18 protein-coding genes are annotated in these 23867 nt (G+C 59.8%); 11 read left to right on the plus strand and 7 right to left on the minus strand.

Annotation, left to right across the window (positions count from 1 at the left end; genetic code table 11):
• Nucleotides 1–233 precede the first annotated feature (233 nt).
• The 3 genes from DWA01_RS08640 to DWA01_RS08655 all read left to right on the plus strand — a co-directional run bounded on the left by DWA01_RS08640 (nt 234) and on the right by DWA01_RS08655 (nt 4889).
• Nucleotides 234–1943 (plus strand): type I secretion system permease/ATPase, encoded by a 1710-nt coding sequence (locus DWA01_RS08640; protein WP_114285447.1) that lies wholly within the window; start codon nt 234–236, stop codon nt 1941–1943.
• Entirely contained in the window at nt 1933–3225 is a 1293-nt protein-coding gene (locus DWA01_RS08645; protein ID WP_114285448.1) for an HlyD family type I secretion periplasmic adaptor subunit, read from the plus strand. The genes DWA01_RS08640 and DWA01_RS08645 overlap by 11 nt, the downstream gene beginning before the upstream one ends.
• A 233-nt stretch (nt 3226–3458) precedes the next feature.
• The gene (locus DWA01_RS08655; RefSeq protein ID WP_114285533.1) at nt 3459–4889 is read left to right on the plus strand and encodes a Glu/Leu/Phe/Val family dehydrogenase; all 1431 of its coding nucleotides are present in this window, start codon (nt 3459–3461) and stop codon (nt 4887–4889) included.
• A gap of 303 nt (nt 4890–5192) precedes the next feature.
• Here the strand turns inward: DWA01_RS08655 and DWA01_RS08660 are convergent, their stop codons facing one another.
• The gene (locus DWA01_RS08660; protein WP_114285450.1) at nt 5193–8411 is read right to left on the minus strand and encodes a 2Fe-2S iron-sulfur cluster-binding protein; all 3219 of its coding nucleotides are present in this window, start codon (nt 8409–8411) and stop codon (nt 5193–5195) included.
• A gap of 296 nt (nt 8412–8707) precedes the next feature.
• Between DWA01_RS08660 and DWA01_RS08665 the strand changes: the two genes are divergently transcribed.
• The 3 genes from DWA01_RS08665 (at nt 8708) to DWA01_RS08675 (ending at nt 13442) form a co-directional block, all read left to right on the plus strand.
• Nucleotides 8708–11788 carry a methyl-accepting chemotaxis protein gene (locus DWA01_RS08665; RefSeq protein WP_160115984.1) on the plus strand — a complete coding sequence of 1027 codons (3081 nt, stop codon included), beginning with the start codon at nt 8708–8710 and terminating at the stop codon, nt 11786–11788.
• A 65-nt stretch (nt 11789–11853) separates the two neighbouring features.
• A complete protein-coding gene (locus DWA01_RS08670; protein ID WP_200832527.1) occupies nt 11854–12900 on the plus strand; it encodes a protein-glutamate methylesterase/protein-glutamine glutaminase in 1047 nt (348 codons plus the stop codon).
• Nucleotides 12897–13442: a chemotaxis protein CheD gene (locus tag DWA01_RS08675; RefSeq protein WP_114285453.1), complete on the plus strand. Its 546-nt coding sequence runs from the start codon at nt 12897–12899 to the stop codon at nt 13440–13442. Before DWA01_RS08670 ends, DWA01_RS08675 begins: the two co-directional genes overlap by 4 nt.
• A 200-nt stretch (nt 13443–13642) precedes the next feature.
• Here DWA01_RS08675 and DWA01_RS08680 read toward each other — a convergent pair whose 3' ends face one another.
• The 6 genes from DWA01_RS08680 to DWA01_RS08705 all read right to left on the minus strand — a co-directional run bounded on the left by DWA01_RS08680 (nt 13643) and on the right by DWA01_RS08705 (nt 17532).
• Nucleotides 13643–14083, minus strand: a complete 441-nt coding sequence (locus DWA01_RS08680) for a c-type cytochrome (RefSeq protein WP_114285454.1) — start codon at nt 14081–14083, stop codon at nt 13643–13645.
• A gap of 135 nt (nt 14084–14218) precedes the next feature.
• Nucleotides 14219–14698 (minus strand): DUF411 domain-containing protein, encoded by a 480-nt coding sequence (locus DWA01_RS08685; protein ID WP_114285455.1) that lies wholly within the window; start codon nt 14696–14698, stop codon nt 14219–14221.
• A complete protein-coding gene (locus tag DWA01_RS08690; protein WP_200832528.1) occupies nt 14695–15651 on the minus strand; it encodes a WD40/YVTN/BNR-like repeat-containing protein in 957 nt (318 codons plus the stop codon). The genes DWA01_RS08685 and DWA01_RS08690 overlap by 4 nt, the downstream gene beginning before the upstream one ends.
• A 102-nt stretch (nt 15652–15753) precedes the next feature.
• A complete protein-coding gene (locus DWA01_RS08695) occupies nt 15754–15996 on the minus strand; it encodes a hypothetical protein (protein WP_136057699.1) in 243 nt (80 codons plus the stop codon).
• 201 nt (nt 15997–16197) lie between these two features.
• Nucleotides 16198–16581 (minus strand): hypothetical protein, encoded by a 384-nt coding sequence (locus DWA01_RS08700; RefSeq protein WP_114285457.1) that lies wholly within the window; start codon nt 16579–16581, stop codon nt 16198–16200.
• A 120-nt stretch (nt 16582–16701) separates the two neighbouring features.
• A complete protein-coding gene (locus DWA01_RS08705; protein WP_114285458.1) occupies nt 16702–17532 on the minus strand; it encodes a GNAT family N-acetyltransferase in 831 nt (276 codons plus the stop codon).
• A gap of 306 nt (nt 17533–17838) precedes the next feature.
• Here DWA01_RS08705 and DWA01_RS08710 point away from each other — a divergent pair, with 306 nt between their 5' ends.
• The 5 genes from DWA01_RS08710 (at nt 17839) to DWA01_RS23830 (ending at nt 23855) form a co-directional block, all read left to right on the plus strand.
• Entirely contained in the window at nt 17839–18690 is an 852-nt protein-coding gene (locus DWA01_RS08710) for an IclR family transcriptional regulator (protein WP_114285459.1), read from the plus strand.
• Nucleotides 18691–18802: 112 nt separating this feature from the next.
• Nucleotides 18803–19966, plus strand: a complete 1164-nt coding sequence (locus tag DWA01_RS08715; RefSeq protein WP_114285460.1) for a zinc-dependent alcohol dehydrogenase — start codon at nt 18803–18805, stop codon at nt 19964–19966.
• Nucleotides 19967–19988: 22 nt separating this feature from the next.
• Nucleotides 19989–20909 carry an FAD binding domain-containing protein gene (locus DWA01_RS08720; protein WP_114285461.1) on the plus strand — a complete coding sequence of 307 codons (921 nt, stop codon included), beginning with the start codon at nt 19989–19991 and terminating at the stop codon, nt 20907–20909.
• A complete protein-coding gene (locus DWA01_RS23825; RefSeq protein WP_114285462.1) occupies nt 20902–22788 on the plus strand; it encodes a molybdopterin-dependent oxidoreductase in 1887 nt (628 codons plus the stop codon). The genes DWA01_RS08720 and DWA01_RS23825 overlap by 8 nt, the downstream gene beginning before the upstream one ends.
• On the plus strand, nt 22788–23855 hold the full coding sequence (locus DWA01_RS23830) for a molybdopterin cofactor-binding domain-containing protein (RefSeq protein WP_114285463.1): 1068 nt from the start codon (nt 22788–22790) through the stop codon (nt 23853–23855). The genes DWA01_RS23825 and DWA01_RS23830 overlap by 1 nt, the downstream gene beginning before the upstream one ends.
• The last annotated feature ends 12 nt before the right edge of the window (nt 23856–23867 follow it).

Raw genomic sequence — 23867 nt, forward strand, 5'->3', positions numbered from 1 at the left:
GACGCTGGTTCGGAGCTGCGAGCAGAGCTTCCCTTGACTGGACCCCCTGTTAAGTGCAGGACTCAAACAGACGAGATCGTTTTGTCTGAACCGGATGACGTCCGAAGCCGTGACATACGCTTCAGCTTGATTGCACTAATATTCGCGCTCAAACCGATCTGATTGCTGCGATACCCGCCCTGTATCTGCGGGCCGGGACCTGATTATGCCGAAACCGCTTAAAAGGAATTCGCATGGGCAGTGACTTAGGCAAGGCCTTCCGCCGGCATATCCCGACGCTGACCGCGATCACGGTGTTCAGCATATTTATCAATCTGCTGATGCTCACCGGCCCGTTGTTCATGCTGCAGGTCTATGACCGGGTGCTGAGCAGCCGGTCTGAAGCGACATTGCTGGCGCTGTTTGCGCTGGTGGCCGGCCTGTTTGCCGCCATGGGGGTGCTGGATTATGTGCGCGGACGCGTCGGCGCCCGCATTGGTGCTGGTTTGCAGAGTGACCTTGATGCGCGGGTGTTTCAGGCCGGGGTGCGCGCGCCGGCCAAATTGGCGCCGCAGGCGGCCACCGCGCTGTCCGATCTGGACGCGATCCAGCGGTTCTTTTCGGCGCCGGTGTCTTTTGCCATCTTTGACATCCCCTGGACGCCGATCTTTTTTGCCGCCATTTTCCTGTTTCACCCACTGCTCGGCTGGCTCGCGGTCGCAGGCGGGCTGGTGCTGGTGCTGATCACGCTGTGCAACCAGATCCTGACCCGGAAATCGGCTGGCAAGATGCACCGGGATGCCAATACCAGCACCCGGCTCGCCGAGCAGATCCGCACCCAGCCGGAAACGGTTATCGGGCTTGGCATGATCGGCGCTGCCATCCGCCGCTGGCAGGGGGCGCGCGGCTCAGCGCTGAGCTCATCCCTTACTTTTCACGACCGTTCCGGCGGCTTTACCAGTTTCAGCAAGATGCTGCGCATGCTGGTACAGTCGGCAATCCTGGCGCTTGGCGCCTGGCTGGTGCTGCAAAACGAGTTGTCGGCCGGGGCGATGATCGCCGGATCTGTCCTGCTGGGACGCGCGTTGGCGCCGGTGGAACAACTGATCCAGGGCTGGGGTATGGTGCTGCGGGCGCGTCAGGGCTGGAACAGTCTCGGCACGCTGCTGACGGCGGTGCCTGAAAGCGAGCCGGTGACGCCTCTGCCCGATCCACAGGCAAAACTGGTGGTAAAGGGCGTCACGGTGATGATGCCCGGCACCAGTAAACCGATGCTGAACCAGGTGTCCTTTGCGATTGGCCCGGGTCAGGCACTGGGGGTGATTGGCATCAGCGCTTCAGGAAAATCAACACTGGCCAGGGTGCTGACGGGCTATCTGAAGCCCAATATGGGCGAAGTTCGGCTGGACGGGGCGACGCTGGCACAATACGGGCCGGACGGGCTGGCGCAACATATCGGCTATCTGCCCCAGGATGTGGTGCTGTTTGACGGCACCGTGGCCGAAAATATCATGCGATTGCAGCCGGAGTCTGATCCGGCGCTGGCGGTGCGCGCCGCCCAGGCCGCCGCCGCCCATGACGTGATCCTGCAGTTGAAAGACGGCTACGATACGCGGCTGGGATTTGGCGGTGTAACCTTGTCGGGCGGCCAGCGGCAACGGGTGGGGCTGGCGCGGGCACTGTTTGGCGATCCGGCGATTGTCATTCTGGATGAAGCAAGCTCAAACCTTGACGCTGAGGGAACCCAGGCCCTGAACCAGACTGTGGCGGCGCTGAAGGCGGCGGGCAAAGCGGTGATCACCATCGCCCATCGCCCCACGGCAATCGCCGAATGTGACCTTGTGCTGGTGCTGGCAAACGGCGCGGTACAAGCCTTTGGCCCGCGGGATGAAGTTCTGCGTAAAGCTCTGAAAAATCATAGTGAAATCGTGGCGCTACAGAAAGAAAGCCAGCATGCAACCTGACAGAAAATCTCGCGGCCATATGTGGGTCGGCTTCTGCACCATCGCGCTGTTGCTGGGCGGGTTTGGGGTCTGGGGCACCCAGGTGCAAATTGCCGGCGCAGTGATCACTTCGGGGCAGATCATGGTCGAGATGCGCCAGCAAGTGGTGCAGCACCCGGATGGCGGTGTGGTGGGCAAAATACTGGTGCAGAACGGCGACAGTGTGGCCGCCGGAGATGTTTTACTCTCTCTGGACGGTTTTCTGCTGACCTCCGAAAGTGACGTGCTTCAGCAGCAGCTGGATGAACATTCGGCGCGGGCGGCGCGCCTCAAAGGGGAACGCGACGGGGTTGAGATCCGCTTTGATGCCGGGCTGCTGGAGCGGGCGGAAAGCCAACCGGTGGTTCAGGAGATCCTCGATGGGCAGCGCCGGCTCGCGTTCGCCCGGCGTGCCACATTAAATTCGGCGCTGGAAGCGCTGAACGAACGCAAACAGCAGATCAGTGACGAGATTGGAGGGCAGCAGGCCCAGCTGCGCGCGCTGGAGCTGGAGGTGGAAATTCTCGGCGAAGAGTTGAAGAATATGGAGGTTCTGCTTGCAAAAGGCCTGGCCGAGGCCTCGCGGGTGCTGAGCCTGCGGCGCGAGGATGCCCGCCTCCTGGGGCGGCGCGGCGATCTGCTCTCCACCGTGGCGCGCAACCAGGGCCGCATTTCCGAGATCGGCATTGAGCAGATCCGTCTGCGCGATGCCCGGCGCGAAGAAGCCATCACCCAGCTGCGCGATCTGCTCACCAGCCAGGCCGGGCTGCGCGAGCGCCAGCTGGCGATCTGGGAACAGTTGTCGCGCCTGGAAATCCGCGCCCCGGTGGCCGGTGTCATTCACGGCATGCAGGTCTTTGCGGTCAATTCCGTGGTGCAACCGGGGCAGACCATCCTCAACGTGGTGCCACAAAATACCGATCTGATCCTGTCGACCCGGGTGGCGGCGATCAACATTGACTCGGTTTATATAGGCCAGGTGGCCTCGATCCGCTTTCCGGCCCTCGACAGCCGCACTACACCGGAGCTGATTGGCCGGGTCGCCAGCGTATCGCCGGATGTTCTGATCGATCAGGTAACGGGCCAGAGTTACTACAGCGCCGATCTGACGCTGGACCCGGGGCAGCTGGAACGTCTCGGGGGGCAGGTGCTGATCCCGGGCATGCCGGTTGAGGCCTTTATCAAAACCTCTGACCGCACACCGCTCAGCTACCTGCTGAAACCGCTGACCAATTATTTTGCCCGGGCATTCCGTGAAGAGTGAGGCGGCGGGGCCGGCCGTGCGCGCGCCCCGGCGCTTTGATCCGCGCCGCGGGGCGGGGGGCGGCACAATGCCGCACTGCAGTGTTTCCGATGGGAAACTTTGGCGGCAACAACAGGATTTTGTTTGCGCAAACGCCCCGGCTTTGCTGGATTTTATTATGGTACTCGCGGAGAATGGGTAAAGGATGCCCAAGCACGGTGGGTGATTCCACACCCGCCATTCAGGAGGAATTTATGTCTGCATATTCGGAACCAAGCTTCAGAGAATCCGTCGACCTGATGTTCAATCGAGCGGTGTCGCTGATGGACCTCGCGCCCGGGCTTGAAGAAAAGATCCGCGTTTGCAACGCCACGTATACCGTACGCTTCGGCGTGCGCCTGCGTGGCCAGATCCATACCTTCACCGGCTACCGCTCGGTGCATTCCGAACACATGGAACCGGTGAAAGGCGGCATCCGCTATTCGCCGGAAGTGAACCAGAATGAAGTAGAAGCGCTGGCGGCGCTGATGACCTATAAATGCGCGCTGGTGGAAGCGCCGTTTGGCGGTTCCAAAGGCGGGCTCTGCATTGACCCGCGCGCCTGGGACGAACACGAGCTGGAACTGATCACCCGCCGTTTCGCCTATGAGCTGATAAAACGTGATCTGATTAACCCAAGCCAGAACGTGCCGGCCCCTGACATGGGCACCGGGGAGCGGGAAATGGCGTGGATCGCCGACCAATATGCCCGCATGAATACCACCGACATTAATTCACGCGCCTGTGTCACCGGCAAACCGCTGAATGCGGGCGGCATTGCCGGACGGGTCGAGGCCACCGGACGTGGCGTGCAATACGCGCTGCAGGAGTTTTTCCGCGATGCTGACGGGGTGAAAAAATCCGGTCTTAAAGGCACACTTGATGGCAAACGGGTGATTGTCCAGGGGCTTGGTAATGTGGGGTACCACGCTGCCAAATTTCTCAGCGAGGAAGATGGTTGCAAAATCATCGGCATTATCGAACGTGATGGTGCCCTGGTGGATGAATCCGGTCTTGATGTTGAGGCGGTAAAAGCCTGGATTGCCGAAAATGGCGGTGTGGCCGGATATCCGGATGCGGAGCACACGATTTCGGGCAATGCTGTGCTGGAGAACGAATGCGACATTCTGATCCCGGCGGCGCTGGAAGGCGTGATCCACATGGGCAACGCCGCAGACATTCAGGCACCGCTGATTATCGAAGCTGCCAACGGTCCGGTGACGGCCGGGGCAGATGAGATACTGCGCAAAAAGGGCGCTGTCATCATTCCGGACATGTACGCCAATGCCGGCGGTGTGACCGTGTCCTATTTTGAGTGGGTCAAAAACCTGTCGCACATCCGCTTTGGCCGTATGCAGCGCCGTCAGGAAGAGGCGCGTCACCAGCTTGTGGTGGATGAGCTGGAAAACCTGTCGCAGGCGGTTGGCAATACCTGGACGCTGTCGCCGGATTTCAAACAGCGTTATCTGCGCGGCGCGGATGAGTTGGAACTGGTGCGCTCGGGTCTCGATGACACTATGCGTACCGCCTATCAGTCGATGAAAGAAGTCTGGCATTCGCGCAATGATGTCAGCGATCTGCGCACTGCGGCCTATCTGGTGTCGATCGGCAAAGTCGCCGCCAGCTACCGCGCCAAGGGGCTCTGACCCCGGCAATTTATACGCTGGTCCTCTGGGGTCCGGTAATGCGATATCATATGGCGGCGCTTTCGGGCGCCGCCGCTTGTGTTTAAGCTGGTTTGAAAATCGTCTGGCACGTCATTCTGGGCTGCCGTTCTGGCTTCCTGTGCTGAAATCTGGCGTTCTGAATTGTTGGCCCGGCAGCGCCGAGCCGCGCCTGACCTTCCCCCCGGGAAGGCGCTTTACGCCTCCCCAAGGTCAGGCACTGCCCTGTTTCCAACCGTTTTTCGGGCTCAAGGGGGCCAGAATAATTTGCAGCCTGACACTTCCCTACAGATCAACCTCAACCACGCCACCGGGCGCGGCGGCACGTGACTGGCACAGGATCACCGCATCAGCGCGCTGCGCGTTGGACAGCACGAAATCCCGGTGCTCAACCTCGCCCGAGACCAGCCCGCATTTGCAGACACCACAAATGCCGTCGTCACATTTCACATCCACATGCACCCCGGCCTCCGCCAGCACATCGGTGATACTTCTGTCCGCCGGCACAAGGAGTTCTCGCCCGGAGCGCGCCAACCTCAAAGTAAAGTCATGGTTTTCATACTCGGGCATCTCCGGCACCGAGAAATATTCCAGGTGCCGACCCTCTTCGGGATAGCCCTGACGTTCCGCGGCCTGGATCACCGCCTCCATATAGCGCTCAGGCCCGCAGGTGTAGACGTGAAAGCCAGGCTGCCATCCGGCGAGCAGCTGATCCAAATCAGCCCGGCTGCCGCTCTCAGATACATGGATGCGCACTTTATCCGCCCAGGGCTGCGCCAGCAGCATGTCGCGAAAGCCCGCATCCTCTTCGCGGGTCACCGAATAATGCAGCTCAAAATTGCCGCCCTTCGCGTGCAGCTCATGGGCAAAGGCCACCATCGGCGTCACCCCGATGCCGCCGCCCATCAACAGGGATTTGCCCGCCGGCTGCACCAGTGGAAAATGGTTGATCGGTTTTGAAATGAACACCTTGCGGCCCTCACTAAAAATTCGGTGCAGCAGGGCGGATCCGCCACGCCCGTCAGGCTCAATCAGCACCGCGATCTCATAGCGGCTGCGGTCTGCAGGGTCGCCACACATGGAATATTGCCGCAGAAACTCCGGTGCCACCACGATATCCAGATGCGCGCCTGCCTGCCAGGCGGGCAGATCGCCCCCGTCCAATGCTTCCATCACATAACGGCTGATGCCGCTGGTCAGCGCGTCCGCTTTTCTGATCTTCACCCGCAGCACCGGCGAGTCCTCCTCGGCGTGGTACTCATGCGCCAGCCCGTCCGTATCGCCACGCGCCAGCCGACTCCGGTATTCCTCTGCGGTGATCATCTGCTGCCAGGCCTCAATGCCGGCTTCCCGGTCAATCGGGGACGGGTAGGGCCAGGGCGCCGGTGCCAGTGAGGCCGGATACACCGCCAGGGTCTGGTCCTCAGGCTTCACCACCAGGTCTTTCTGCAGCGGCCTGCGGTTTACCAGGTTGGGTGTCGGGCGATAGGCACCGTCCTCGGCCAGCTCAATATCCCACCACCATTTTTTCACGTCATTGGGTTCACCGTGGCCGGCGATGTCATCGAGCTTTGCCAACAAGGGCGCCGCCGAAGGCACATTCATCGCCGCCCAACGGAACGGGCGCTCGGAAAACAGCCCCTCCAGGTTCCAGGGACAGGTTTTCATACAACGCCCGCACATCGCCCCCCCGGCGGTGGAAATCCGGTAGCTGGCGCATTTCTGGCTGTCCGACTTCCAGATTTCATAGCCGTTGAACATCTTTTTCGGCCCGGCAGTGATGGCGCCCGCCGGACACTCGCGTGCACATTTGTTGCAGCTCTCGCAGAACCGCTGCAGCCCGAAATCAATTGGCTGGTCATGGGCCAGCGGCATGTCTGTGGTGACCACTCCGGATTTTAGCCGCGGCCCCAGGAACGGGTTCAGGATCACTTCCCCGATTCGCGATACTTCCCCCAGCCCGGCCAGCAGCAGCAGCGGCGGCTGCACCACATCACCGTCCATCACCGTATGGGCTTTGGCGCTGTAGCCCAGCGCACGGATTTGCGCCGCAATCACCCCGCCCAGCAATGAGAACCGCAGATAGGCCCGCATCGATTGTGCCACCGCAATCCAGTCGTCGCCGGACGAGCCCTCGGTGGTTTCAAAACCCTGGTCGATGATCATCGATATGGCCTGGTCATGGGGCGGATCAATCGCGGTGCCGGTGGCGTCATGGGAATACCAGGCCCAGTCGGGGCAACGCGAAATCCCCACCGCGTCAACGCCGAGGAAATAGCTTGCCGCTTTGACATTGGCGGCATTGCGATCCGCATCTGTCTGAGGCGGCGCCTTGTCGTCAGGCGCGCCGCCCTGCAGTAGTACAAAGGCCCCCAGCGCACGTCTCTGCGCCATCGACGGTGCTGCCTTGCGCACATAATGACCGCCGCGCGCCGCATCCTGCAGTGGTTTGCCCAGGTCGCCGAACTGGATGCGGGCAAACATATCGCCGCGTTTTGGCAGCCGCGGAATGCGGGTCTCGTCCAGATAGGTCGTAGGTTTTTCCACCCGTTTCAGCGTCTCAAACGGATGCGCCCCGTCCACGTAGTTGCGTTTTGCGTAGGGGTCCTGGTTCAGCGCCGACTTGGCCGACTCTTTGCCCAGCCACCAGGACGGCCCTTTTGTTTTAAACCAGCTTTGTTCCGCCATCGGTGCCAACGGCAGATCCGGGGCGATCTCAAAATCGGTGGTCACCGCTGCTATGCCGAAGCGCTTGCCGATCCAGGGCGCCACCAGCACGCCGTCTTCCAGCGTGACCAGACCCGCGGCCACTGCCAGCCGGTTCAGATCCACGTCCGAGGTGGTGGCGCTGTGGGCACGCGCGTTACAGCCCAGCACCCGCAGGTAATTGGCGATCACCGTGGCGGTTTCGGTGGCGCGCAGACAGGCCCGGTGGTCCTGAGCATTTTCGATCCACTCGTTGCCGGGCTCTGAGCTGTCGGGGTCGCGATGGTGCTCATAGAGGAACACTACAGCGTGGCCGTGGCCGTCAATACTACTGGCGGGGGCTTCCATCGACTCTTTCAGATCGGCCATAATGAGATCAATCCCAGCGGCCAGAGTCTGGGTCTGCCGCTCGCGCAGATCCTGCGCCAGACGGTCAATGTCCGGATTGCGCATTGGCTCAGACAGCATCAGATCCGGGCTCATTCGGCAGGTGCCCACCATTGAAGCGTCGGAAAAATAGCCGAACGCTTTCAGATGCTGGCTGCGTTCTTTCGGGTCTTGGGGCGTCTCGGACGGAACCTTTGCCACCAGACCGTCGCGGATCGCGTCCATCATGGCCTGATAATCGCGCATCGCGTTCACCAGCGAGTGCGGCGAAGAGAGTTGCTCAAAGCTTAATTCAACCGAAGCGGGAATCCCGGAGAAATTCGCAACAGACAAATTTCTTTTCAAACGTTCAGAGGGGTAGAGACCAAGATGAACCGGGCGGGATTTACCCGAAAACAGATGCGTATTCATTTGGTCCTCTTAGAATTTTGGGTTTAGTCTCTGATGTTTAGCATAAGTTTTACGACTGGTTAACAATCATAATTTGTTAATTTTGAAAAGTTTGGCCCTGTACGCCTGGCGGCAACGGGGCTGTTTTTCCTGGTATTATGCGAGGAAGGCGGCGCCGTTTAAACGAATCTTCACGCCTGGTCGTCCATCTTGCCCAGAACGGGTTTGAAACAGCACCAGGTGCTTTGCATTCCCAAACCAACTGTCAGGGCCTGTCCTGGCGTGCTTTCCAGGGCCTTGCGGCAAGGAGATGAATGATGAAAGCGTATACCCGAATAAAGCTGTCAGTGAAATTGCCGGCGATCATGATCCTGATGGCGGCGATAGCTGTCGGGTTAACGGCGCTCATTTCATATAAAAATGCCAGTAAGTCATTGCTCGCAGAAGCCGAGGTCCGGCTTGAGACCGTCGCCTCTGCGCGCCAGTCTCAGTTAGACAGCTGGATCAACGCAACCGCCTCAGACATCAAAGCCCAGGCCAACAGCCCGACGGTGGCATCGGCTTTGCGCGGCTTTGGCGAAGGCTGGAGCAATATCTCCGGCGATCAGCAATCCTATCTTCAGGACTGGTATATTACGCGAAATCCGAATGAAGCAACGGAGCGCGAATTGCTGGTAATGGTGGATGACGGCTCCGCTTATTCACAGATCCACAAACTGTATCATCCTTATTTTGCTGAACAGCTGGCCGCCAAGGGATTTTATGACATCTTCCTGTTCGATACGGACGGCAACATGGTGTATTCGGTGAAAAAGGAAACGGATTTCGCCACCAACTTCCTCAACGGCGAATGGAAAGACAGCGGCCTTGGCATGGTTGTGCGCCAGGCTCTTGCGGCCACCGAGCAGGAAATGTTTTTTGACGAATTCCGCTCTTATGGGCCCAGCGCAGGCGAAGCCGCCTCGTTTGCAGCCGTACCGGTACTGGACCGCCGTGGCAAAGTAAAAGGCGTGCTGGCCTACCAGATGCCCACCAATGAGCTGGACCAAATTTTGGTGCGCCCGCAAGGTCTTGGACGCGCTGGCGAAGCTTTCCTTGTTGGGCCAGATTATTTGCTGCGCAGCGACCTGCGTCTTGGTGAAGGTCATGAGGCACTGAAAATCAGGGTTGAAGATGAAGCGGTCAGTCAGGGACTTGCCGGCAATTCCGGGGTCGCAACAGTGAATTCAGCAATTCATGCCGAGTCCATTCAGGACCTGACCGCCTATTCCAGCGTCTCCTTTTTCGGCACAACCTTTGCGCTGATCGTTTCGGTTCCCATTGTGGAAATCCTCGAGCCGGCAGCCGAGCTTGGTAAGACTATGATGTGGCAGGGCGCGCTGATCCTTTTTGGAGTTGGTCTTGTTGCCTTCTTCGTCGCCCGTGCAACATCAAAACCTCTGACTGCAGTAGAAGGTGCGATGCGGCTTGTTTCAAACGGCGACTATTCCGGTGAAGTCCCCGGGGCAGGCCGCGGCGATGAAATCGGCGGCATTGCCAACGCGCTGGATGATTTCCGTACCGCGCTTGCCGACGCCGAACAGGCCACTCGTGACGGGTTGTTCAAAGGCTCAGCTTTTGAAGGCTCATCTGCAGCATTGATGATGGTCAACCAGGAGTTTGATATCATCTATACCAACCTCGCGGTCCAAAAGCTGATGAAAGAGTATGAGGGAACGTTCAAAGATGTTCTGTCACAGTTCAGCGCTGACGCGTTGATTGGCACCAACATTGATGTGTTCGACCAGGAGCAGGGCAAACTCCGCACGCTTCTGGGCGACAGCGCGCGCATGCCATTTGATACCGATATGAGAGTGGGCAATGTGCACTTCTCGCTGTCGATCAACTCTGTGCTGAATGCAGAAGGCACCCAGGTTGGTTGTGTCATGGAATGGAAAGATGTGACGCAGGAGCGCAAAAATACCGCGATCATTCAGTCAATTGACGCCAACCAGGCCAAGGCGGAATTCTCCCTTGATGGCGCTTTGACTTCGGTGAATACAAACTTTTGCGACATGCTTGGCGCCAGCGCTGAAGAGCTGTTGGGACGCCATCACGACACCCTGTTTAATTTCGACCCGGCTCAGGCCGACAACAATGGAAGCGTCTGGGACCGTGTGATGGCCGGCGAAGCGATCTACGGCCGTTTCAAACTGGTCAACAATGGCAGTGAAACTATTCTTGACGGGGCCTTCAGCCCGGTCAACGACCACCAGGGCAACCCGTTTGCTGTCATCCTGATGGGCAACGACATCACCGCCTCGCAAACGGCGCTGGCCGAAGCCGAAGCAGAACGCCTGGAAATGCAGAACGCCCAGGCTATGGTTGTGGATCTGCTGCGTGTCGGTCTTGGCAAACTGGCCGATGGCGTGTTGACCGGTTCCATCAATGAGGCCTTTGCGCCGGAATATGAAAACCTGCGTATCGACTTCAACCGGGCCTCCGGCAAGCTGCTTGAAGCGATGCAGTCGGTGGTGGAAAATGCCGATATGATCCGCGGTGAAGCCGCCGAGATTTCCAATGCGGCGGACGATCTGTCCAAGCGCACGGAAAAACAGGCGGCGACGCTGGAAGAAACCGCTGCTGCGCTGGACGAGCTGACCTCCTCGGTGCGCTCTGCGGCCGAAGGTGCCAGCCAGGCCAGCACTATGGTGGAAGACGCCAAGGCCAATGCGGAAGAAAGCGGCATGGTGGTGCAGGAAGCGGTCAGCGCCATGAGCGAGATCGAAAAATCTTCCGATCAGATTTCCAAGATCACCTCGGTGATCGACGATATCGCCTTCCAGACCAACCTGCTGGCGCTGAATGCGGGTGTCGAAGCCGCAAGGGCCGGCGAAGCTGGCCGTGGGTTTGCGGTGGTAGCCTCGGAAGTGCGGGCTCTGGCCCAGCGCTCCTCCGACGCGGCCCGCGAAATCAACGAGCTGATTTCGAAATCCGGCGGTCACGTGAAACGCGGTGTGGAACTGGTGGGCAACACCGGCCAGGCGCTGCGGGGCATCGTGTCATCGGTGTCGGAAATTGCCACCCATGTGACCGAAATTGCGGTTTCGGCCAAAGAACAGTCGGTAGGACTGGCGGAAATCAACGCCTCGGTGAACCAGCTGGATCAGGTGACCCAGCAAAATGCGGCCATGTTTGAAGAGACCACCGCCGCCAGCCACTCCCTGACCCGGGAAGCAGAGACACTGAACTCGACGATGGCCAAGTTTGACATCGGCTCCGGTGCCACGCAGCAGCCGGTTGCGGCTCCGGTGCCGTTGCGCCAACCCGTCGCCACTGCGGCAGCGCCCGCCAAAGTTGTCAACGCGCCAGCCGCGCCGGCCCCCAACAATGATGCCGGGAGCTGGGAAGACTTTTAAAATCCTGGCCGGCGCACCGGGGTGGTGCGCCGGCCTCAATGTTACTTTTTAAGGAGGGATTTTCTGTGACGCGAAAAGCCCGGGTACTTATTGTAGACGATTCCCCCACCATGCGGCGCCTTTTGCGGGCGTCTCTGCTGACTGATCCGCGTATTGAGGTCGTCGGAGAAGCAGAAGATGCAGCGCAGGCACGGGATGCGGTGAATAAATATTCTCCCGATGTGATGACATTGGATGTCGAAATGCCCAATATGAGCGGGCTGGAATTTTTGCGCCGGCTGATGGCGCACCGGCCGATGCCGGTGGTGATGGTCTCCACGCTGACCAGCCAGGGCAGTGCGGCCGCGGTCGAAGCACTGGCGCTCGGCGCCATCGAATGTGTTGAAAAACCGCGCTTCGGCAATGCCAGGGACACCATGGCGCGGCTCGCGGAAATCGTTCACATGGCGGCCAGCGCTCGGGTGCGTGAACCGGTGCCACGCCGGGTTATCGAGGCGCAGAATAACGTTACGCCCTTCGCCGGCTCGGAAAAAATTGTCATGATCGGCGGTTCTACCGGTGCGGTGGAGGCGCTGGAAGTCCTGCTGCGCAGTTTTCCCGCCAACTGCCCGCCAACACTGATCACGCAGCATATGCCGGCGGCATTTCTGTCCAGTTTTGCTGCCCGGCTCGATCCGCTGGTGGCACCCAACGTGCGCCTGGCCAGCGAAGGCGAGGAAATCCGTCCGGGCAATGTTTATATCGCGCCGGGCGGAGACTATCACCTCAACCTGGATACCAAAGGTCCGCTCCGCACCCGGCTGGTCGCCGGGCCGGCGCAATCGGGGCACCGTCCTTCGGTGGATTCGATGTTTCTCTCTGCGGTGCCCGTCGCCAATCGTGTGGTCTCCGCAATTCTGACCGGGATGGGGCGTGACGGCGCTGCCGGCATGCTGGCGCTGAAAGACGGCGGTGCGCGGACCATCGGTCAGAGCGAAGACAGCTGTGTGGTGTTTGGCATGCCCCGTGTCGCCGGGGAAATGGGCGGCGTGGAAACCTGGGCCGATCTTCAGGACATTGGTAAAACTATCCTGACCCAGTGCACACGGCGCAAGAAAGTGAGAACAAAATGAATGGGCTGACGGCCAGACAGAAACTTTCCGGCTCATGTTACATTGCCCAGGGCGAACACGCGCTTGGCAACCGAAGCGAAGATGTTATTTCCACCATTCTGGGGTCCTGTGTCGCCACCTGTCTCTGGGATCCGGTGGCTGGGATCGGCGGCATGAATCACATCCTGCTGCCGGATTCTGGCGGTAATTCCGTCGCTGCCAGCAGCTACGGCGCCAATGCGATGGAATTGCTGATCAACGCGATGATCAGTGCCGGGGCGGTGAAAAAACGTTTCCGCGCTAAGATCTTTGGCGGCGCGACCATGTATGCGGGCCTGTCTGATGCGGGAAAAAAGAACGGCGACTTCGTGCTGGATTACCTGGCCCGTGAATTGATCCCGCTGGATGGGAAAAGCATTGGTGGCACCCAGGCGCGCCGGGTTGAATTCTGGCCTGCAGACGGGCGGGCACGTCAAAAACTGGTCGAAGATCAAAGTGTGGCCGATGAAAAACCAACTCGCGTCGTAACGCCACCGCAGGGCAGTGATCTGGAGCTGTTCTGACAGACCACATCGATGCGGAAAATTTCAAACGGGTTCCGTTTAACGGTCTCGGCTCAAAGGACTGCGTCATGCGCTTTCCCGGAGGGTGAATGCCACAACACCTGGCGGCCGGACCACCGGATCACCTGCGGCAGTGAAACACGCGAGACTCCTGGCGCACCTGACGGCCAGGGGCGCCTTAGACAGCGAAACCGGGTGGCTTATTCTGTCAGCGCCGCGTCTTTTTGCGTTATGGCTGCCTGAAAATCTTTTTGGGCCTGGGGCCAGCTGCCTTTGATAAAATCGAGCGTGGCGCGGATTTGTGCGCTGCTCAATACGTCGCCGAAAGCTGGCATGTCACTTTGGTAACCACCGCCAACAACGGCATTGAGACCCAGTTTTGTCACCGAAAACAAATAACTATCGGAATGAGACCAGCTGTGACCGGTTTCATCATGTGGCGGTGCGGGCATCAGCCCGGAGGGCAACCGGCGCCGCCAGCCTGCCTGGCCCTCAAGGTTTTTGCCGTGGCAGACGGCGCAATTTTCCGCGTAGAGCAATTTGCCATCGGGCAAGCCGTCCTGGTCACCACCCGCCAAGGCTGGCACTGATGTGATGCTTTGTAATCCGGCAAATATTAGCGCAATCAGTTTGTGAGACATTTTGTCCTCCTCCGGGCCCAAAGCCCAACAGGGTTTGCAACCTGCTTTGATCCAGCGGGCGGAAGGGGGACAGCCCCCTCCCTCATAACCCTGCCGGGTCGCATTCAGTGGCCTTGGTTGTGACCGTCTGCTTCCCTATTCGTTCGAATAGACGCTGATACCCTCATCTCCAAAACCGTAGATTTTGAGCGTTCCGCTCTTCACCGCCGCCATGCCCGGCGCGTTTGGCGGCATACCGGGAAGGGTGATGCCTTTGATGTCAGGCCGTTCTTCCAGCAAGCGGTCCACAATCTCAGCCGGCACCAGGCCACTGACCAGATAGCCGTCGACCACCGCAAGATGGCAACCAATTCCGCGCGCGGGCACCCCCGCGTCGACAGAGCGCTGATCAAAGTTCCGGTCGTCTTTTACGGTGACACTATAGCCGTTTTTTTCCATATATTCTGCGTAGCTGTCGCAACAACCACATCCGGGCGCGCGGTAAATGGTCATCTCCTGACCGGGGTCGGCACGCGCTGTGGAGGCCTGTACCGCCGCATCGGAGAATGTCGTGGCGGCGACAATCGCCAGCGCTGATGTGACGATGGAAAGAGCGGCTATCACTTTGATGTTCATGTTGTTCTCCAGAAATTATGAGAGGTGGCGGACCAGGTGAGCCCGCTGTCACGGCTGAGAAGGATTGTGTCATCGTTCACCGCAATGACGTGGTCCGGGTTGGCCGGGTGCACCGCAAGATGTGCCATCGGCATCTCTGCGATCTGCGCCCAGTTCACCCCGGCGTCGGTGGATTTCCAGAGGTCGCTGGACAGAGCGGCGTAGATCACATCGGGCGCAGCGATTGCCAGCGCCAGGCTGGAAACTGGCGCGCCTGCCGGCAGGGGCTTGTCCGGCGCCGGCTCAACTCCGGCGACCAGCGCATCCATCGCATCGCCGGATTGCACCGCCTGCCAGCGGCAGAAACAATCGGGCACCCGGGTCAGCCCGGTGTCTGTGCCGGCGTAAAGCCAGATCCCCCCCATGCCGGTCGGGCTGTTGACCGAAACGAGCGACAGGATATCCTGCTCTGACCCATTTTCATACGGACGGTCCATCACGAATTCCCAGGTCTCGCCGCCGTCCTGGCTGCGCCAGAGCCCGTCGCCACGCAGCGCAACATAGAGCGTATCGGGATCATGGGCTGCAATGGTGAGGGCATCTGCCGGCCCCTGCGGCAGACCCGTGTCGCTCTGAGACCAGCTGAGGCCGCCATCGTCAGTGCGGATCAGCCCGCCGCTGGCCAGGGTCGCATATATCCGGCCAGGCCGCTCCGGGTGGCTGGCAAGCGCGCTCACCTGACCGGGCGATGTCAGCGCCGCGCGTTGCCAGTTCGCGCCACCATCGGCACTGCGCCACATATCACTGGCAACAAGCAGTAAATCGTCGCCGTCAAAGGCAAGGCCGCGGACAAGCGAGGCGTCTGCCAGTGGCGTAGCCTGTGCCATGGCCGGCAGAGGCGACAGAGCAATCAGCGCCGCGCCGCCGGACAACAACCTGCGCCGGCATATCCCTGTCGGGAGTGTTTTTGTCATATAAATCATCCTGTTGTAGGCATTTTAACCTCAGGCGCTGAGCTGCAGATGCAGACCGCCCGGGCGCCACCAGGGTCTTTCCCCGCAATGGGGGACCCGCTCTTACAGAATGACTTTTCGGGGGGGCGAGGGATCCAGGCCAGGATTGGTTCCGGTCGCGGCCCGTTCACCGCTGCTCAGATGCACTTGCCGCGGTATAGCGGCGGTGGCGCTTGCGGTGTCGCACTGCACCAGGCTCATCGGAGAGCTGTAGACCTGATCACAGATGCCGCGGGTCTCTTCGCCGGATACGCAGCCGCTGCAGGAGTCATTTTCCGCCCCGGTAATGACATCGCTGTCTGACATCATAATTTCCATATTTGTCGCAGCGAACCCGTGCACGGTTGATGCCGTCGCAAACGCGAGCGAAATCACAATACAGATCAGGCGAACAAACCGGGACATTCGGGCAGTGTATATATTTGTTCGGGACGCACCATCGGAAACATTGTCACAGGCAGCAGGATCGCCAGCTTGAGTGGTTGAGAACAGATGCGAAAGTCTCCTTTAGGGTTGCGTCACCCGGCAAGTCCCGTAGCCAATGTTTCCCCGGCCGTTGTTTTCAACAAAGAACATGTTTGCAAACAACTGAATATCGAACTGGCTGTTAAAAACATAATATTTTTTCACGCCGATATTGCTATCCTGGGCAATGTAGTCGGCTTGGTAGTCATCGCATGTGACACGTCCTTCAATCGGGGTGAATGAGCAACGGGAGAGCGTGGCTCTGTCTCCGCTGTCGACAATTTTGACCGCGAATTGGCCGCTTTGTAACTGTGACGCGGAATAAGCGCCTTTTTCCCATACTTTGGAGGAAACAGGACAGAAGTACGTGACTGATAGTGCCACTGTGGGCCAGAACAGAAAACCAGCGAAAATCAATCTGAACATAAGAAGTTACCTCAAATATCACATTAATTCTGTGACCGGGGGGCTGGTTTCCGTGTGATCACAAGCCTTGCAACTTGTAATTCTCTGATCATTCCTGTTTCAACCTGCGCTCTGCCCCGTTCAGCCCAGCTCCAGCGTCGCTACAGAGCGGATCTGAGAGCCGGGCGCCGGAGGCTGACCCTTGTACATGCGGACGGTCTGAAACGACACTGTCATGCCAAATTCGCGGCAACAACGGGTCAGTTGTATCATGTCGGCGGGCACATCCACCACCACCGGGCCCGCGCCGGCCAGCTCTGCGACGCCGTGCAGCAGCACCTTCGCGTCCGCGAGCGAGCCCGCCACCAGCGGCCCGACTTTGAAGCCGTTCTGACATTCGCGAACCGTGGCGAACCCGGCGCATTTGCCGGCAGAGACCAGAACCAGCGTCTTTCTTGTCGCCGTGTCGCAAAGCCATTCAGCCAGAAAGTGCGCTTTGCTGTACCCGTTGGCCGCCGCCTCAAGCCGGGTCAGTTCCAGGATGTCGCCTGGCGCAACCCGGCGCAGATCCGGATGCGCTGCTCCGGGGATCCGCCCTTCAAACCGCAGCGTTGCGCCGGTGTGTACAAAGCCCGAGCGGCGGTAATTGTCCTGCTGGTCGCTGACCCCGTCGAGCCCGATGGTGCGCGGACCGGCGTGCTGCATTGCGTATTGCCAGAGCGCGAACCCAATGCCCTGACCGCGAAATTTCGGCCGGCAGATATACAATCCCAGAAAGGCGAATTGATCCGAGTGGTTTATCACCGAAATGGCAGCCACCAGGTTGCCGTCGATCCGGGCGGCAAAAAATCCTTCAGGGTCGCTTTGATAAAACGCGCTGGCGTCGTCCAGACCCGGGTTCCAGCCTCCGCGCTCCGCCCACTCCATGACTTCGCTCAGCTCTTCCCGGCGCAGCCGTCCTGGTTTCATCATATCCGGCTCCTCTGCGTCGGCTTCAGAATGTGGTGTATCCGATCCCGCATATGCTTGAACAAGCAGCCCAGTGCGCTGCCCCGGTAAGCCCTATTAATTCGCAAAAGTACCCGGTCTTCGCAACACCCTGTCGTCGCCGGGTGATTTCAAAACACAGCAAAATTGAACTTGCAGGGCCGGAACGCCTTGAAAAACCTCCCTTTGACGGCTGTGAGTTTCACAATGTTGAAGTAACAGCGCCATCGTGAAAATAGTTTGCCAGAATTCTGAATTTGCCACAATCCTGTCTGAGGAGGAGAGCTGAAAGTGAAGAAAGAAAGTCTCGATATTCCGGATGTGAGCGCCGCCAATGGCGCGGGGCAGACCGCTGGGCTGCGCGTGAACCATGCTGGGGCGCGGCACATTCAATCCGTTGGCCGCGCGCTCGACATTCTGGAGGCGCTGGCGATCGAACGCGACGGGCTGACTTTGTCGGAACTGGCCGGACGTGTCGCACTCAATCCTTCGACCTGTCATCATCTCATCGCGACGCTCGTATCGCGCGGATATCTGGTGCATCTTGGCCGCAGCCGCGGCTATGCCCTGGCGCAAAAATTACATGAACTCGTCCGGTTGGCGGATCAGGAGGCGGATCCCGCTGAACTGCTGAAGCACGATCTGCGCAAGCTTGGCGAGCGGCTTGGTCATGGGGTGCAATTGGCGGTTCTGAGCGAAACTTCCCTGCTGACAAAACTCAGATATCCGGGGCCAGACCAGAGCCTCAACGAGCCCGATGAAATTACTAAAATGACCGCACTGCACGCGACGGCCACCGGCAAGGCGATCCTCGCCTGGATCCCGGACACCGAACTTGTGCGCATCATTTCGAGCAACGGTCTGAATGCTTACACCGACAACACTATCACCAGCCTGTCTGGCCTGGTCGAAGAGTTGAGGCTGGTGCGCCGGCGCGGCTACGCCATCGACAACGAGGAAATGAAAGACGGGCTGATCTGCATGGGGGTCGCGCTGCGCGAGGTCGGCGGGGCGGTGATCGCGTCATTTTCGGTCACGTTTCCGGCGGAGCTGGCCACAGAGGAATACAGGTCGAACTTGTCCAGGTCTCTGATCACAGCATCGCACGACTTCTCGAACACACTGCTGAAACACAGCCATTGATCACACCGCTATTGCTAAGAACTCCACCGTAGAAAAAACTGCCGCCAGGAAATCTACTGCGAAGAAAGCCATTGATAAAACTACATTATTTAAATGAATTGGAGGTGAACAGATGACACTGCCCGACACTGTAACAGTAAGCGCGGACTATCCGGTCCCAGGCAAAATGAAAGCCTGGGTTCTTGGGGATCCCGGCGAGATTACCCTGTCTGAAAAGCCGGTGCCCGCGCCGGGCAGGGCCGAAGTTCTCGTCCGTATCGACGCGGTGGCGATCTGTGCCACGGATCTCGAAATCATTCACCACGGTCCGCCCGCGCAAATCCAGGGTGGCGATCCGTTCAACAAGAATTTCACCCCGGGCCACGAATATATGGGGACCGTTGTCGCGCTGGGGCAGGGAGTTGATGAATACGAAATCGGCGAACGGGTGACGGTTGAGATCCATGCCGGCTGCGGCCAGTGCAAGCGGTGTCGTCAGGGCATGTACACCTCCTGCCACAATTACGGCAAAAACTATGGTGATGTGGACAAGGGGCACCGGGCCAACGGCTTCACCACCGACGGCGGATTTGCCGAATACGCGGTGAACAACATCAATACGCTGGTGCATGTGGACGACAATATGTCGGACGAAGAAGCCACCTTGGTGGTGACCGCAGGGACCGCGATGTATGGGCTGACGGAACTTGGCGGTCTGGTCGCCGGGGAAAGCGTTGTGGTCACCGGCCCCGGCCCGATTGGGCTGATGGGGGTAGCTGTCGCCAAGGCGCTGGGGGCGCAACCGGTTATTTTGACCGGGACCCGCGACAACCGCCTGGAGATCGGCAAACAACTTGGTGCCGATCATGTCATCAATGTGCGCCGCGAGGATGCGGTTGAAAAAGTGCGCGAGTTGAACGGCGGCAAGGGCGTCGATTACGTCCTGGAATGTGCAGGCGCACCCAATGGGGTGAACGAGGCCGCGCTGATGGTAAACCGTGGCGGCAAAATCTGTCTTGCGGCCTTTCCCGGCAACAGTCCGGAGGTGGATGTGGCCTATCTGGTCCGCAACAATATCTACCTCTACGGCATCCGTGGCGAAGGCCGGGCGGCGACACACAGAGCCGAGGCCTTCATGCGTCAAAAGCGCTTCGATGCCACGCTGATCCACACCCACACCTTTGACATGGGCGACCTGCAAGAGGCGCTTCGCTATGCCAGGGACCGGGTCGGAGACGCGATTAAAGTGGTGGTGAAGAACAAACACGCCGAGGCGCGGCGGGTCGCGGCGGAATAGTCCGTACCAGGGGAGACGCACCATGCTGACCTGCGATAACTATCACTTGCCGATCACGCTGCAAGACGCCCTGGTCCTCTGGGCCGCTGCACCGGAGGGCAGCCGGCTGGTGGCGGGTGCTACCGATCTGCTGCCCTGGGCGCGTGAGGGCAGGGCAGGGGAGGTGCATATTCCGGCCCTTGTCGATCTCTCACGCGTTGCGGAATTGCACGGATATACCACGGCCAAAGGCAGGGTCCGTCTCGGGGCGAATACGGTCTGGCAGGCGTTCCTGACGGACAGCGCACTGCGCCGTCTGCTTCCCTGCATGCCGCATTGCTCGAGCTGGTTCGCGGATGACCAGATCCGGGAACAGGCCACGCTGGCGGGCAATCTGGCCAATGCCTCGCCGGTGGCAGACGGCACGCCGCCGGTGGCGGCGCTGAACGGTGTGCTTGAACTGGCGCATCTGGAAGGGGACACAATTGTCGCCCGCACAGTTGCGGTCAGCGACTTCGTGCTTGGTCCCGGGCGCACCGTGCTGGAACCCGGCGAAATCATCACCGCCGTGACCCTCGATTCCGCCAGCGGCTATGGCGGCTCGTTCCAGAAGGTCGGGCAACGCCGCTCGCTGGTCATTTCGGTGGCCTGCTGTGCCGCACTAGTAAAGACCGACAATACCGGATGCGTATTTGAGGATGTCAGGCTCTCGCTTGGCGGGGTTGGTCCGCGCCCGATCCGGCTGAACAGGCTTGAAAGCGCGCTGCGCGGAGAACGTATCAGCCACGGGTTGATCGACAGAGCCGCCCATATGGCCGCCGCGGAAGTCGCCTCCCGCAGCCGCCAGCAATATCGCCGCAGCGTGGTCGTCAGTTTTGTCGGGGCAGCGATCCGCGACGCGCTGGCCGACCAATCCGATGTGGTGGTGAATTTTCAGGATACGGAGGAGACGGCAAGTGTCTGAACTGTGGGTCGAACTCGAGATCAACAATCGCAAAATTGCCCGGAAAACGCAGGCGCACAAACGTCTGCTGGACTTTCTGCGTGACGATCTGCACCTGACCGGTAGCAAAGAAGGCTGTGGTGCGGGCGAATGCGGCACCTGTTCGGTTTTTGTCGACGGCAGGTTGGTGAAATCCTGCCTGATGCCGGTGGCCAAAGCCTCTGGTTGCAAAGTCGAAACCATCGAGGGCCTGGCCGCGCCGGGACAGTTGACCACGATACAGCAGGCCTTTCACAAGACCGGGGCAAGTCAGTGCGGTTATTGCATCCCGGGCATGGTGATGGCGGCGACCTCGGCTTTGCGTCAAAACCCCCAGGCCGGGATTGAGGAAATCAAAGAGCGGCTTGGCGGCAACATCTGCCGCTGCACCGGCTATACCAAGATTTTTGAGGCGGTCGAGTTGGCCCGGGCGGTGATTGCCGGTGATCAGTCAGAAGACGTTCTTGCTGAGGAGCCGGTGGGCAAGTCCTACATCGGGCACAATCAGCGCCGCATCGATGCGCCGGCCAGACTTTCCGGGCGTCTGAAATACGCCGCCGACATCAGGATGACCGACATGTTGCAGATGCAGGTGCTGCGATCGCCCCACGCCCACGCCAGGATCGTATCAATCGACACCAGCGAGGCAGAAGCGATGGCGGGGGTCGCTGGTGTGATCACCTCAGAGGACGTGCCGGGCACCGACGGTTTTGGTGTTTTTGTGCACGATCAGCCGGTTATGGCCCGCGGCAAGGTCCGCCATGTCGGCGAAGCGGTCGCGGCGGTCGCAGCCGAAGATCTGATCACGGCACGCCAGGCGCTGGCCAAAATCAACGTCGTCTATGAAGAATTGCCCGGCGTCTTTGATCCTGAGGAGGCGATGCAACCCGGCGCCGTTGTCCTGCATGACTACGCGGCAGACAACATCGTCAAACATATCCCACTGCGCAAAGGCGATGTCGCGGCTGGTTTTGCCGAGGCCGACATCATTCTTGAAGAAAACTTCAGCACCCAGCAGGTCGAACACGCCTATCTGGAACCAGAAGCCGGTATTGCCTATGTCGATGCAGATGATGTTGTGGTGGTGATTTCCCCGTCGCAAAACATCACCCACCACCGCCAGATGCTGTCGCGTATCCTCGACAGGCCGATCAACAAAGTGCGTTGCATCATGAGCCCGGTTGGCGGTGGCTTTGGTGGCAAAGAAGACATGCTTTATCAGGGCATGCTGGCGCTCGCGGCGATGAAAACCCACCGGCCGGTGCAACTTGTGTTCACCCGCGAAGAAAGCATTGTCGCCTCGGCCAAACGCCACCCGTCCCGCGTGCGCTACAAGATGGGGTTAAAACGAAACGGGCAGATCTTGGCGATCCGCTTTTCGATGATTTCTGATGGCGGCGCCTATGGCATGTCAAGCGAAGGCGTGATGCGCAAGGCGGCAATCCTGTCCTGCGGTCCCTATGAGGTGGCAAATCTCTGCGTCGATACCACTGCCGTTTATACCAACAACACCCCCTCTGGCGCGTTCCGGACCTTTGGTGGCATGCAGGCGCAGTTTGCGACTGAGAGCATGATGGACATCGCCGCTGAAGCGCTTGAGATTGACCCGTTTGAAATTCGCCGCGTCAATATGATGCTGCCCGGATCAAAGACCCATACTCAACAAGAACTCAACAGCGCTTCGCTGGACCGGGTTCTGGAGGCGGCCGAGGCCGCGTCGCGCTGGGAAACGGGAGCCCCGCATATGCGCGGTGCGACCCGGAGCGATCTTGGCGGTGCGGACACCCGCGCGCCCTGCACCCTGGGTGCCCGCTTTGCCGGTGGCCGGCCCGGAGCAGACGGCAAAGAGAGGGTGTGGTGATGGAACGTAAACTGCGCGGCCGGGGCGTCGCTGCAAGCTGGTATGGCATTGCCAGGACCGCCACGATTGACCGCGCCGGAGCCTGGGCCGAACTGGACGACGGCGGCACCGCCAAGATTGTCACCGGAGTCACCGAAATCGGTGAAGGCATTCTGACGCTGCTGGCCCAGGTGGCGGCTGACGCGCTTGGCATCAAACCGTCTGACGTGACGATTGGCGACAATGACACCGCCCGCTCGCCCGAAGCCGCGCATGCCGGCGCCACCCGGCAGACCTATATGATCGGCAATGCGGTGACCCTGGCTTGCCGCGAAGCAAAAATGGCGCTGTTTGAACAGATCGCGACCCACTGGTCGGTCGATATCGACTGCCTGCTCGCCTTTGATGGTGAACTTCAGGCCAGAGGCCACAATCTGCGCATGACGATGGAGGAGGCGGTCGCGACCTGCAAGGCGCACGGCGTGGTGCCCGTTGGCTCCGCCTCCTTCACCGCCCATGGCACCGGGCTTGACCCGGTCGACGGTTCTGGCAGCCCGTGGCAGGCCTATGTGTTTGGCGCACAGGTGGCCGAGGTCGAGGTCGATACGTATACCGGCGAAGTCCAGGTTCTGGGCATCTGGGCGGTGCATGACGTTGGTCGCGCCATCAATCCGCGCGGCGTTGAAGGTCAGATCGAAGGCGGCGTTGTTCAGGGGCTGGGGCAGGCGCTGATGGAGGAGTATCAGACCGTAGACGGCCACCCCGTAACGCCAGGTTTCGCCAAATATATCCTGCCGACCGCGCTGGATATACCGCAGATCAACTGCACGATTATTGAGGACCCGGACCCGCTCAGCCCGCTGGGCGCCAAAGGCATCGGTGAGCCGGCGCTGGTGCCGACCGCGCCGGCAATTATGAACGCAATCTATGATGCCATCGGTGTACGTATGACGTCTCTTCCGGCCACGCCGGAGAAAATTCTTCAGGCATTGCAGGACAAAACGCCCGGGCGCGGCCGCGATGTCAGGACCGCGCGGGACGAGGGGGCACAATCACAGGAACTGGCACAGAGGAGGGGCGCGCTGTGAGAGGAATATGGG

The sequence above is a fragment of the Candidatus Halocynthiibacter alkanivorans genome, from assembly GCF_003333265.1.
In the GTDB taxonomy this organism is placed as follows: domain Bacteria; phylum Pseudomonadota; class Alphaproteobacteria; order Rhodobacterales; family Rhodobacteraceae; genus Halocyntiibacter_A; species Halocyntiibacter_A alkanivorans.

What these genes read in the sequence shown, in the direction of transcription:
- DWA01_RS08640 (WP_114285447.1), top strand. Translation starts at nt 234, where the DNA reads ATGGGCAGTGACTTAGGCAAGGCCTTCCGCCGGCATATCCCGACGCTG.
- DWA01_RS08645 (WP_114285448.1), top strand. Translation starts at nt 1,933, where the DNA reads ATGCAACCTGACAGAAAATCTCGCGGCCATATGTGGGTCGGCTTCTGC.
- DWA01_RS08655 (WP_114285533.1), top strand. Translation starts at nt 3,459, where the DNA reads ATGTCTGCATATTCGGAACCAAGCTTCAGAGAATCCGTCGACCTGATG.
- DWA01_RS08660 (WP_114285450.1), bottom strand. Translation starts at nt 8,411, where the DNA reads ATGAATACGCATCTGTTTTCGGGTAAATCCCGCCCGGTTCATCTTGGT.
- DWA01_RS08665 (WP_160115984.1), top strand. Translation starts at nt 8,708, where the DNA reads ATGAAAGCGTATACCCGAATAAAGCTGTCAGTGAAATTGCCGGCGATC.
- DWA01_RS08675 (WP_114285453.1), top strand. Translation starts at nt 12,897, where the DNA reads ATGAATGGGCTGACGGCCAGACAGAAACTTTCCGGCTCATGTTACATT.
- DWA01_RS08680 (WP_114285454.1), bottom strand. Translation starts at nt 14,083, where the DNA reads ATGTCTCACAAACTGATTGCGCTAATATTTGCCGGATTACAAAGCATC.
- DWA01_RS08685 (WP_114285455.1), bottom strand. Translation starts at nt 14,698, where the DNA reads ATGAACATCAAAGTGATAGCCGCTCTTTCCATCGTCACATCAGCGCTG.
- DWA01_RS08690 (WP_200832528.1), bottom strand. Translation starts at nt 15,651, where the DNA reads ATGACAAAAACACTCCCGACAGGGATATGCCGGCGCAGGTTGTTGTCC.
- DWA01_RS08695 (WP_136057699.1), bottom strand. Translation starts at nt 15,996, where the DNA reads ATGTCAGACAGCGATGTCATTACCGGGGCGGAAAATGACTCCTGCAGC.
- DWA01_RS08700 (WP_114285457.1), bottom strand. Translation starts at nt 16,581, where the DNA reads ATGTTCAGATTGATTTTCGCTGGTTTTCTGTTCTGGCCCACAGTGGCA.
- DWA01_RS08705 (WP_114285458.1), bottom strand. Translation starts at nt 17,532, where the DNA reads ATGATGAAACCAGGACGGCTGCGCCGGGAAGAGCTGAGCGAAGTCATG.
- DWA01_RS08715 (WP_114285460.1), top strand. Translation starts at nt 18,803, where the DNA reads ATGACACTGCCCGACACTGTAACAGTAAGCGCGGACTATCCGGTCCCA.
- DWA01_RS08720 (WP_114285461.1), top strand. Translation starts at nt 19,989, where the DNA reads ATGCTGACCTGCGATAACTATCACTTGCCGATCACGCTGCAAGACGCC.
- DWA01_RS23830 (WP_114285463.1), top strand. Translation starts at nt 22,788, where the DNA reads ATGGAACGTAAACTGCGCGGCCGGGGCGTCGCTGCAAGCTGGTATGGC.